A 12,325-nucleotide genomic window follows, 5' to 3' on the forward strand; every position below is an offset into this window, starting at 1 on the left:
CAGGTACTGTTTTTCTTTTAAAAGAATATGAATCACTTCGATAAAATAAGCAGTTTCAGTAAGGCCATCGGCATAAAAGCACCTGAGCATCCGCTTTTTAGCATTTCCTTCGGGAACAAAGACGAGTGCGGAGGTGACAATATAGAATTCTCTGCCAATTTTTACATCGTTTCTTTCCAGCAGCTGGAATCGGGAGACATTAAGCATGGCAGAACAAAGTTCGACCATGACCGGGGCAAATTATTGTTCATTAAACCCCAGCAGACAGTAACGTTTAAAAATATCAAGTTAAGAGATGAATGTTTTCTGATATTGATCCATGAAGATTTCCTGGCGGGTACTGCGCTGCATCATGAAATTAAAAAATATGGCTATTTCGACTATGAGACCAATGAGGCCTTGTACCTTTCGCCCAGCGAGGAGGCAATGATCTGGAACCTGGTCACCACAATGGATAAAGAATACCGCAATAATACTGACGACTTTACCAAAACGATCTTACTTAGCCATTTGGATACACTACTGAAGTACGCACAACGTTTTTACAAACGGCAATTTACTAACAGTGCCGAATTAACAGGAACCGTAACGACTAAATTTCATGAGCTGCTTCAATCTTATTTTGAAACAAAAAAGACCCAAGAATCGGGCCTTCCCACAGTGACTTTCATGGCAGAGCGATTAAATTTTTCATCCCGGTACCTGAGCGATGTACTTAAACAGGAAACAGGAAAAACTGCCCTTGAACTTATCCATCTTTATATCATTAACGAAGCAAAGAATTTACTAAAGGAGGGAAAGATGAATATTGCGGAGATCTCCCATTCGCTGGGCTTTGAGAACCCTACGTACTTTTCCAGACTATTTAAAAAAGAAGCTGGAGTTTCGCCAAATTATTTTAGGGATCAATATTTAAATTAAGCGCATTATTTTTTGACCGATTGAATAGGCTCTGCACTGATAAAGAAATCACCTAAAGCACTGATAGTGATTAACTTACTGCAAATTTCGAATCTTCAAATCCTAAAAACATCTCGCTATATCAGCATCGTGGTTTTGTGCTTGTCGGGGAAATTCAATCAGGTAACTCACCTATTTAATGGCCCATATTAAGAAAAGTACAATAAATCAACAGCATTTTTTATTTTACTGCATTTGAACCAAAAGAACCCTAAAACAAAAAAGGCTTTCTTTACCATAAAGAAAGCCTTTGCCAGCAGAATATCCGCTTAACTTAAGATAATCTGGTAATTTACGTTTACTCTTTTCGGATAATTGCTTTCCTCGTTGTTTAAGGAAACAAATGCCGCATTACCATGAACTTCATTTTTCAATGCATGTTCATAATGCGATTGGATAGCTTCTTGATAATCGTGCTGAAGGTTTTTCGTTGTTTCGGCTAAAAGATTTCTATCATTCAGGTTTTCTGGCAATAATGTAATATCGCAGTTTCCGTCACTGATTTCTTTGACTAAGTATTTCATTTTTGGCTTTTAAATCTTCGTTTCCTGTTTTATAAATAAGATTTCGAGAACGGTCAAAAATATGGTAAGTCTTTATTTTGTATGTAATCTAAAAGTTAATTTTTTACTTAAAATGATGTATTAATTTTAATGCAGGTTACATTACTATCGCTACATCATTTTAATTTCATTGCGATTGGCATGATTACGGACCTGCCTATATTTTTTCCCATTTAATACAGACACCTTTAAAACTAACCGTTGTGCTTTCGTCAAAAATAGATCGAAACCTTTTAGCCCTGCCCTTGTTAATCAAATACAAGTTATTTATTTACAATATGTTAAATACTATCACAATAACCTGATGGAGAACGAGAAAATGAAAAAGATATTAGTGGTAGATGATAATGAGGAAATACTGGAGGTTATAGAATTAATTTTAAGACTGGAAGGTTATCAGGTAAGCGGACTAATGGATGCAAGTTATTTTAACCAGCGGATTAGCGAATTTAAACCCGATTTAATTTTACTGGATGTAATGTTAGGTGCCCTGGATGGAAGAGATCTTTGTAATCTACTCAAAGCAGACCAGTTAACCCTGCACATACCGGTGATTATGATTTCGGCCAGTCATAATTTAAGCGAAATACAAGGCATTATTTGTCACCCTAACGATTTCATCGCCAAACCATTTGATATCAGCAACCTCATTAATAAAGTAAGTGCACAGCTTGCTGCCTAAACCTTGCTAAGGCTTTGCGTTAAAATAGTTACTTAAGAACACACTCTGAAACTTAATGGCATTGGCCCAGTAATCCCAGTTGTGTACACCAGGTCTGGTGGTAAAATCGTGAGGAATATTGTTGTATAAGAGCTCATCGTGCAAACGTACATTCATTTTATAGAAAAAATCTTCGGTACCACATTCAATCGCAATAGCTAGCGATCCGGGTTTAATGCGGTAAATCATATCAATCACACTGTTCTGTTTCCACCGTTCAGGGAATTCATCCTGTGCGCCCAATCTTTTCGAGATATTCCACCCATTTGGAAAAGGTTTAATATCTACGCCCCCGCTCATGCTGCCTACGGCGCCATAAACATCCTGATGTTTAATAGCCAGGTATAGTGCACCATGGCCGCCCATACTCAAACCGGTAATGGCCCTACCCTTTTTTTCGGCTATGGTTTTATAGTGTTCATCAATATAGCTTACCAACTCTTTAGCCACGTAGGTTTCATACTTCCATTCGGGATCTATCGGACTATCGAAATACCAACTGGTTACATTACCATCAGGGCACACAATAATAAACTGGTACTGATCAGCCAGGTTTTTAATCCCTGGCACTTTTTTGGCCCATTCGGCATAGTTACCGCCCGCACCATGGAGCAAGTAAACCACCGGAAAAGTTTTTCCAGTTTTATAGCTATCGGGTTTAATTACCACTGCTTTAATATTTTTGTTCATCGATCTGCTAAAGGTTAAGGCGGTATCTACTTCCGCAGCGCTCAACACATGGCTAAACAAAAACAAACAGATGGCGATTAAAAAGCTATTTTTCATAGGGAGTTTTTAATTATTATTATAATATGGTGCTAAATTTATAAAATAACCGCATATTGTTTGCTATTTATGCGAATTGATACCAAAAAATAATTATGTCGTGCTCCTCTATTCCTTAAACAGCTAAAAACTTTAAAACAATTTTGTTACCTTTTGGTTGTTGAACGATGAACCCATCTAAAAATGCTTAAAACCTACCCATTTTACATCAAAGCTCCTGTAATTCTTTTAGGATTAGTAATTACAGTATTTATGATGAGTGTGCTGAGAGATATTCTTGTGCCACTTGCTTTCGCTGCGCTAATTGCGATATTACTTAACCCACTTACCAATCGTTTTGAAAGAAAAATGCCCAAAATAGTTAGCATTATGCTCGCTATGGTTATCGGTATTGTTGTCGTAATTGCTATACTCTATTTTCTATCCTCGCAGGTTGCCCACTTTTTCGACGATCTGGAAAGCATTAAACATAAATTATCGCAACTGTTGGAAGAAATTAGAACCTGGCTACAAGCTACTTTTGGTATCTCCTCTCAAAAACAGATGCAAATGGTTAACGATGCTGCAAATGGAAGTAAAGCTTTAATTGGCCAAACCTTAAGTGGCTTAATGGGTGTGCTCAGTGTCGTTTTTTTAATCCCTGTTTATACTTTTCTGATCTTGCTGTATAAAACATTGATCCTTAATTTTATTTATGAAGTGTTTTCGGAGGAAAACAAACAAAAAGTTGCCGAGATTTTAAGTGAAACGAAAGCAGCAATACAAAGTTATATCATCGGTTTATTGATCGAAACTTCAATTGTTGCGGTGATGAATTCTGCAGCCCTGCTGATCCTCGGTGTACAAAATGCCATTTTAATTGGTGTTATAGGAGCAATACTGAACCTGCTACCCTACATTGGCGGTATTATTGCCATAGCCTTACCTGTGTTAATGGCGACTTTAACCATGGATGGTTTTACCACCCAATTATTAATTATAGGTGCTTATGCACTCATCCAGTTTATCGATAACAATATCCTTGTACCGCGCATTGTTTCGAGCAAGGTGCAGATCAATGCACTTATTTCTATCGTAATTGTATTAATGGGTGCTGCACTTTGGGGTGTACCCGGAATGTTCCTTTCTATTCCATTTATTGCGGTACTGAAAATCATCTTTGATCGGATTGATGGACTTAAACCCTGGGGGAAATTGCTGGGCGATAATATCCCAACTGAACATATGGGGCAGGTGAAGAGATTTAGGAGGAAGAAAACCGTGGCTACTGGTAATTAATACTCCTTTTATTTATTTGAAAACGGACATTCAGTAATTCTTAGGGAACAGCAGCCTTGTTATTCGCTAATTCCGATAAAATCGGAACCGCTGCTACCAGGTTTATAAACAAAGGCTCGTGCAGGTAAGCACCCAGCCGATCATCTGAATACAGGCCGTACCACCTAGACCCGATTGGAGTGAACACGAAGCCGCAGGCAAAGTAAAACGGAAAGCGGGAACAAGCATTAATAGTCGCACCAAATTGCGCTCCTAATAATGAACCAGATAATGTCTTTAAATTACCCTTCGACTCCGCTCAGGGTGACAACTGCCTGGTTTGTCGCCCATCACTGAAGTAAAATATTGCTGAAAATGCACATCAATTGTAAATTTTATTACTTTTGGTCTACGCTAATCAACATGAAACGAACCTCTTTTCTTTGCCTGACGCTACTGTTTACGGCACTATTTTTCAAAGGCTTTGCTCAAAACAAGTTACAATCATCGTCGTTTATCACTTTTAACGGTTACAGCCATACCGCAGCAGAAAAATTAGGAAAAAGCGAACTGGTAACCGTTGCTTTTTTAGGCGGGTCAATTACCAATATGGAAGGCTGGCGTGGATTGGTAAGTAACTATTTAGCCAAAACTTATCCGCAAACAAAATTCAGGTTCATTAACGCGGGTATTCCGTCATTGGGCAGTTTACCACATGCGTTCCGCCTTCAGCGCGATGTACTCGACAGTGGAAAAATTGATCTGCTATTTGTAGAGTCAGCCGTTAATGATCATGTTAATAAAACCGCCGAACAAACCCAGCGCCGTGCTTTAGAAGGCATTATCAGACATACTTTAAGCAAGAACCCGAAAACGGATATCGTAATGATGGCTTTTGCAGATGAAGATAAAAATGATGATTTTAATAAAGGTAAAATCCCAACTGAAGTAAAAGTACACAGCGATTTGGCTGAATATTATCACTTGCCATTTATAAACCTGGCTTTAGAAGTAGATAAACGTATGGCCAATGGCGAATTTACCTGGGCGGCCGATTTTAAAGACCTGCATCCATCACCATTTGGTCAGCAACTTTATTTCAACACCATTAAAACTTATCTGGAAGAAAACCAGAAAAATGCCAATAAAAAAGCTTTGATAGGTTTTCCTAAAATCATTGATAAATTTGCCTATACCAAAGGACAATACCTTAGCATTAATAGCACCGAAAACTTAAATACTTTTAACATCAATAAAAACTGGAAGCCAACTGACGGGCTGGAAGGAAGACCTGGTTTTGTTAATATTCCAGTGCTCGAAAGCAATACCAGGAACAGTACTTTTGATCTGATTTTTAAAGGAAACACCATAGGGATTGCTATTTTATCAGGCCCAGATGCGGGTGCACTCCATTACCGCATAGATGACGGAGAAGAAAAAATGATCGATCTGTACACCCAATGGAGTTCAAGCCTGCATTTGCCATGGTACCTGCTACTGGGCGATCAGCTCACTAACGGAACGCATAAATTAAGTGTACGAATCAGCGATCAGCACAACTCAAAATCGACAGGTTATGCCTGTCGCATTGCTTACTTTTTAGTAAACTCGAATTGATCCTTTAATTTATTTGCTGGTCTGGGTTTGCAATCCAGATCTATTTAACTGCAGATTTACTATCTGTATATCAATCAACATATTTATCATAATTAATCGTTTTAGTTTATTAACCAAAACAATTTTAACATTCATTTGCTTATAAAAAAACTCCTTAATGAAAAACTTAAAATTTATTATCCCAGCGCTCTTAGTATTGTTTTCTGCCTGCAGCGAGGCCACCAGAAACACCGAAAGTAGTAAAAGCGAAAGCATGCCTCAAACTACTGCTGATAAAACCGATTCACTTGAGGTTAAAATGAAAATAAATGGCAATGTAGCTGTCGGCGATCCATTGTTGTTAAGGTTTGTAGTGCACAACAATACCGATAGTGTAAAAAGTTTCTGTATCTGGCATACGCCATTCGAACCTTTAATGAGCAGTTATTTAAGCATTACCAACGAAAAAGGAGAAGAAGCCCAGTACAAAGGCGCAATGGCTAAAAGAGTAATGCCACCTCCTGCATCGAGTTATTCGAAGGTAAACCCTGGTGATAGTCTGGTTGCAAATGCCGATTTACTTAAAGCCTACGACCTAAAAAAAGGATCGAGCTATAAAGCAGTTTACACGGGCGGAAACATGAGCGGCTTAATATCTAGAGACACAGTTACCTTTATTTATACGGAACTGCACTAGCATTCAACCCCGGGGTTAAATAACAAAAATATTCGCTAATTTTTTAGTCATTCGGCTTAATTGGTTGTATGGAGATGCACACAGGTAATTTTAATTAATTACCTGTGTGCATTCTTTTTATCTGTGGTTAACCGTTTCTCTAATTGTAAAGCTGAACTAAACAATAGTGGCATACTACCCCTTATTTTGTCGCATTTACTCTTTTTGAGTTGTTAAAGTTCCTATAACTTTATTAAAAAATAAACACCTTAAAACATGGAAAATAAAACATCAATCACCGTAGAAACAACAGTAAATGCACCAGTAGAAAAAGTTTGGGAATTTTGGAATAATCCGGATCACATTACTAAATGGGCCTTTGCCTCACCAGATTGGCATACCCCATATTCAGAAAACGATTTAAAGGTTGGCGGTAAATTTAAAAGCACTATGGCGGCAAAAGATGGCAGCATGAGTTTTGATTTCGGCGGGACCTATACCACGGTTGATCAGCATAAAAAAATCGAATACACCATGGAAGACGGCAGAACAGTAAGCATTATTTTTGATGCACTGAGCGAACAAACCAGAGTAACCGAAACTTTCGATGCCGAATCTACCAATCCGATCGAAATGCAACGTGGTGGCTGGCAGGCCATTCTGGATAATTTTAAAAGTTATACTGAGGAATCATAAACACCTTTTTAATAACATCTTGCGAGATAACAAGTCTATCAACAGGCTATCACTGACAGATCTCTTAAGAAAGGTCGTCATTGCGAGAAGGAACGAAGCAATCTTTCCAGCTAGCCATCCTTGCTAGAAAGATTGCTTTGTCGGCTGAAAAGGCCTCCTCGCAATGACGATTCCTCGTCGCCACATAGCAAAAAAATCCGCTGTCTCTAATATTCATTTTTGTGATACAGCCTCTTCTTATTTCTAGCGGCAGAAACTGTCCATTTTTACGCCTTAAGTAACAATTCGATTATTATTTGATTCGCATAATTTTTGATTTGAACCGAATACTTTGATATAGCGATCATCATTTACATTTGCCGTGTAAATTATACACTATGTCTCGTATATCTTTATTTTATTTTTCGTTATTATTCTCTATCAGTCTATCCATCGGCGTAAGTGCACAAACGCTTAGCCTTAAACAAGCTGTTAATACTGCATTAAACAATTACGGTACCATAAAGGCCAAAGATAATTATGCCAATGCATCAAAATCATCTATCCAGCAGGCCAAAAGAGAGTATCTACCAAACTTCAGCTTAAGTGCCCAACAAGATTATGGCACCATTAACGGCCAAAACGGACCGCAATATGGACTTGGAGGTTTGGGAACGGCCTCATCTGGTCCATCTCTAGACAAACAAAACTGGAATGCCGCATTCGGTGGGCTCTATCTGGCCAATGTAAACTGGGATTTCTTCACCTTTGGAAAAATAAGAGAACGCATTAAAATTGCCGATGCTTCTTACCAAAGAGACAAAAATGATCTGGAACAGGAAAAATTCCAGCAGGAAATCCGTGTTTCTGCCGCTTATTTAAATCTGCTGGCTGCACAAAGGTTAAGCAAATCGCAACAGAAAAATCTCGATCGCGCTGTTACCTTTAAAAATACTGCCGTAATCAGGGCTAAAAACGGATTAATTGCAGGAGTAGATTCTTCTTTCGCAAAAGCCGAAGTTTCCAATGCCAAAATTGCGTTAACAAAAGCTAAAGATTTAGAGCAGGAACAGGCCAACCGTTTGGGCGTGTTAATGGGGTTAACCGCCACCTCATATGAGTTAGATACTGCCTCAATTACGCGTATCCCTGGCAATCTGCTCGAAGATACAACAATCAAAAGCTCGCATCCGCTGTTAAAATTTTACCAAAACCGGGTAGATGTTAGCCAGCAACAGGTTAATTATTTCAAAAAATTATACTATCCAACATTTAGCTTATTCGGTGTAATGCAGGGCCGTGGTTCGGGTTTTAGTCCAGGTTATGCCTTAGATCAGGCTGCTTATACTACCAGCTATGCCGATGGTATAAATCCTACCCGCGGAAACTATTTGATTGGCATAGGAATGACCTGGAATCTATCAACCCTTCTTAAAAACCGTCCGCAGGTACGTGCACAGGAATACATTAGCCAGGGTTTAAAAGAAGAATACAATCTTGTTGATCAGCAACTAAAAGCACAATTGGCACTTGCAGAAACTAAGCTAACCAACGCTTTGGCCAATTACAGAGAAGCGCCTATTCAGGTAAAAGCAGCATCTGATGCTTATCTGCAGAAAAATACGCTCTACAAAAACGGACTTACCACTTTAGTAGATCTTACACAGGCGCTGTTTACGTTAAACCGTGCCGAAACAGATCGGGATATTGCCTTTACCAATGTTTGGCAGGCCTTATTGCTAAAATCAGCAGCACTTGGCAATTACGACATATTTATCAACGAATTTTAATCTGGCTACATAAATGAATTTAATACGTTTTGCACTCCGCAAGCCCATATCCATCTTAGTTTTAGTAGCTGGACTGTTCTTTTTCGGTATTGGGGCCATCAATCAGATCAAGGTTGATATTCTTCCGCAGATGAACCTTCCGGTAATTTATATTGCCCACCCTTTTGGCGGATATACCCCCGACCAAATGGAGGCATATTTTGGTAAACAGTACGTTAATATCCTGCTTTTTGCAAACGGTATTAAAAGCATCGAAACCAAAAACACGCAGGGTTTAATGTTAATGAAGCTAACCTATTACGAGGGTACCAACATGGCACAGGCGGCGGCAGAGCTAAGTGCGCTATCTACCAGGGCGCAGGCCATTTTCCCACCAGGTTCACAACCACCCTTTGTTATCCGTTTTGACGCTTCATCGCTTCCCGTTGGACAGTTGGTATTAAGCAGCCCTATCCGTACCAACAACGAACTGCAGGATCTGGCCAATACGTATGTGCGCCCCAGTTTTTCAGCGATACCAGGTTTGCTTTCTCCTGCCCCTTTTGGAGGTAGTCCGAGAACGATAGAAATCAATGTAAATCCGTCACTTTTGCGTTCACATAACCTTACGGTAGATCAAGTGGTTGAAGCCATTAGACTAAATAACCAGACCGCACCTTCAGGAAATGTGAGGATAGGCGATAAAAACTATATCACACCCACGAATTATACCATTAAAAAGGTTAAAGATTTCGAGAATATTCCCCTATTTAAAGGCAGTGTACAAAATTTGCAGCTCCGCGATGTAGCAACCGTTAAAGATGGAGCTGATTTAGTAGCAGGTTATGCTTTAATCAATGGCAAACGCTCGGTATACTTAAGTATCGCTAAATCTGGGGATGCCTCCACCTGGGATGTGGTTAAAAACTTAAAGAAAAACCTACCGAACATCCAAAATACCTTACCGGAAGATGTTAAGCTTTCTTATGAGTTCGACCAGTCTGTTTATGTAATCAACGCCGTAAAAAGTCTGATCAGTGAGGGCGCAATCGGTGCGATATTAACAGGTTTGATGGTTTTGCTTTTCCTGGGCGATAAACGTGCGGCATTGATTGTAATCCTCACCATTCCAACATCCATTATTGCTGGTGTTTTGTTCCTGAAGTTATTCGGACAAACAATCAACATTATGACACTGAGCGGATTGGCTTTAGCCATTGGAATTCTGGTAGATGAATCAACCGTAACGATAGAAAACATCCACCAGCATTTTGATATGGGCAAACCCAAGGCCCTGGCCATTTGGGATGCTTGTAAGGAAATCGCCTTCCCGAAATTGTTAATCCTGTTTTGTATCCTTGCCGTATTTGCACCTGCATTTACCATGACTGGTATACCAGGGGCACTATTCTTACCCTTGGCATTGGCAATTGGCTTTTCGATGGTGGTTTCATTCCTGTTATCACAAACTTTCGTACCCATTATGGCCAACTGGCTAATGGTTGCACACCCTAAAAAAGGCAATGAACATCACCCTGGCATTACACAGGATGAGGCTGATTTTGCAGCAACCGGCATTACACTCGAATCGGAGAAAGATACCTTAAACCAGAAAAGAGTGCTGGTAGAACGTGAAGATTTTAGTGGCAATGGCAAAATTGATTTCTTTGATAAGTTCCGGAACCGTTTTATGCGTTTCCTTGACCGGATACTGCCTTACCGAAAATCTGTGGTTTTAATTTATTTGGTGGCAATTATCGGTTTAGCCGCCCTGTTACTTGCTAATATTGGCCGCGATGTTTTACCAAGAGTTAACTCAAGTCAGTTTCAGTTGCGTTTACGTGCGCCTGATGGAACGCGTTTAGAACGTACTGAAGAAAAAGCGAATGTGGTTTTAGCTGAGCTGAAAAAAATGGTTGGCGAAGAACATATGGGTATATCATCCGTTTATGTTGGTCAGCACCCTGCCCAGTTTTCGGTAAACCCCATCTACCAGTTTATGGCAGGCCCGCATGAGGCTGTTTTCCAGGTAAGTTTAAAAGACTTCGAAGAAGATATGGATGATTTTAAAGATCAGTTCAGGGAGAAAATCAGAAAAGTTCTGCCTGATGTTAAACTTTCTTTCGAGCCAATAGAGCTAACGGATAAGGTATTGAGCCAAGGCTCTCCTACCCCTGTTGAAGTGCGTATTGCAGGCAAAAACAAAAAGCTGAATGAAAAATATGCCAATAAAATCCTCGCAGAATTGAAGGAAATCCCTTACATGCGCGATGTTCAGCTCGCACAGCCTATTAAATATCCATCGTTAAATATCGATATCGACAGGACCCGTGCAGCACAGATTGGGGTGGATATGGCCGATATTTCGAGATCATTAATTGCTTCAACTTCATCATCGCGTTATACGGATAAAAACATCTGGTTAGATGAAAAATCGGCTTTGCCTTATAGTGTTCAGGTTCAGGTACCGCTGAATCAAATGACCAGTAAGGATGATATTGGCGAAATTCCGTTATTAAAAAATTCGGCACGACCAGTTTTGAGTGATGTGGCGAAAATTACTGCCGATACCACGGCTGGCGAAAACGATAATATTGGTGCTATGCCTTTCCTATCGGTAACCGCAAACCTTTACCATACCGATCTTGGCGCAGCATCAAAAGATGTAGAAAAAGCTATTAAAAACGTTGGTGAACTGCCAAGGGGATTAAATGTTACCGCCATCGGTTTAAGTAAAGTGTTAACCGATACTTTAGACAGCCTACAATCTGGCTTATTTGTGGCTATTGTGGTAATTTTCTTGATGCTGGCCGCTAATTTCCAGTCTTTTAAAGTTCCATTGGTTATTTTAGCCACTGTACCAGCAGTTATTTTAGGCTCGTTATTGTTATTAACCATCACCGGATCAACCTTAAACTTACAATCGTATATGGGGATTATCATGTCGGTCGGTGTATCTATCGCCAATGCGGTATTGCTCATCACCAATGCAGAGCAACTAAGAAAACACAATGGCAATGCGCTCGAATCGGCACGCGAAGCCGCAGCATTACGTTTACGTCCAATTATTATGACGAGTATTGCGATGATTGCGGGTATGTTGCCAATGGCCATCGGTCATGGTGAAGGTGGTGGAGCAGTTTCGCCCCTGGGCAGAGCTGTTATTGGTGGCTTATTAGCCTCAACATTCGCCGTACTCATTATATTGCCATTGGTATTTGCATGGGTTCAGGGAAAACAGACTACCGATTCAATGTCGCTTGATCCGGAAGACGAAGAAAGCATCCATTACATTAAAGGTTTACAAGAAAACGAATAAATC

General features: G+C 39.7%; 10 protein-coding genes. 8 read left to right on the forward strand and 2 right to left on the reverse strand.

Annotation, left to right across the window (positions count from 1 at the left end):
• The first annotated feature begins 27 nt into the window (after nt 1–27).
• Nucleotides 28–921, forward strand: a complete 894-nt coding sequence (locus AC1RJ8_RS18745; RefSeq protein ID WP_492955216.1) for a helix-turn-helix domain-containing protein — start codon at nt 28–30, stop codon at nt 919–921.
• A gap of 308 nt (nt 922–1,229) precedes the next feature.
• Here the strand turns inward: AC1RJ8_RS18745 and AC1RJ8_RS18750 are convergent, their stop codons facing one another.
• Nucleotides 1,230–1,484, reverse strand: coding sequence for a hypothetical protein (locus tag AC1RJ8_RS18750; protein WP_029279491.1), 255 nt, complete (start codon nt 1,482–1,484; stop codon nt 1,230–1,232).
• A gap of 343 nt (nt 1,485–1,827) precedes the next feature.
• On the opposite strand from AC1RJ8_RS18750, the gene AC1RJ8_RS18755 reads away from it, so the two are divergent.
• Nucleotides 1,828–2,205 carry a response regulator gene (locus AC1RJ8_RS18755; protein WP_492955215.1) on the forward strand — a complete coding sequence of 126 codons (378 nt, stop codon included), beginning with the start codon at nt 1,828–1,830 and terminating at the stop codon, nt 2,203–2,205.
• A gap of 6 nt (nt 2,206–2,211) precedes the next feature.
• Here AC1RJ8_RS18755 and AC1RJ8_RS18760 read toward each other — a convergent pair whose 3' ends face one another.
• Nucleotides 2,212–3,030, reverse strand: a complete 819-nt coding sequence (locus AC1RJ8_RS18760; protein WP_492955214.1) for an alpha/beta hydrolase — start codon at nt 3,028–3,030, stop codon at nt 2,212–2,214.
• 183 nt (nt 3,031–3,213) lie between these two features.
• Here AC1RJ8_RS18760 and AC1RJ8_RS18765 point away from each other — a divergent pair, with 183 nt between their 5' ends.
• The 6 genes from AC1RJ8_RS18765 to AC1RJ8_RS18790 all read left to right on the forward strand — a co-directional run bounded on the left by AC1RJ8_RS18765 (nt 3,214) and on the right by AC1RJ8_RS18790 (nt 12,322).
• A complete protein-coding gene (locus AC1RJ8_RS18765; protein ID WP_492955213.1) occupies nt 3,214–4,308 on the forward strand; it encodes an AI-2E family transporter in 1,095 nt (364 codons plus the stop codon).
• 402 nt (nt 4,309–4,710) lie between these two features.
• On the forward strand, nt 4,711–5,904 hold the full coding sequence (locus AC1RJ8_RS18770; protein WP_492955212.1) for an SGNH/GDSL hydrolase family protein: 1,194 nt from the start codon (nt 4,711–4,713) through the stop codon (nt 5,902–5,904).
• A gap of 157 nt (nt 5,905–6,061) precedes the next feature.
• A complete protein-coding gene (locus tag AC1RJ8_RS18775) occupies nt 6,062–6,580 on the forward strand; it encodes a protease (protein ID WP_492955211.1) in 519 nt (172 codons plus the stop codon).
• 255 nt (nt 6,581–6,835) lie between these two features.
• A complete protein-coding gene (locus AC1RJ8_RS18780) occupies nt 6,836–7,255 on the forward strand; it encodes an SRPBCC family protein (protein ID WP_057933008.1) in 420 nt (139 codons plus the stop codon).
• A gap of 377 nt (nt 7,256–7,632) precedes the next feature.
• Nucleotides 7,633–9,024, forward strand: coding sequence for a TolC family protein (locus tag AC1RJ8_RS18785; protein WP_492955210.1), 1,392 nt, complete (start codon nt 7,633–7,635; stop codon nt 9,022–9,024).
• A 13-nt stretch (nt 9,025–9,037) separates the two neighbouring features.
• Nucleotides 9,038–12,322, forward strand: a complete 3,285-nt coding sequence (locus AC1RJ8_RS18790; RefSeq protein ID WP_492955209.1) for an efflux RND transporter permease subunit — start codon at nt 9,038–9,040, stop codon at nt 12,320–12,322.
• The last annotated feature ends 3 nt before the right edge of the window (nt 12,323–12,325 follow it).

Source organism: Pedobacter sp. GW822-FHT03F06, from assembly GCF_058801365.1.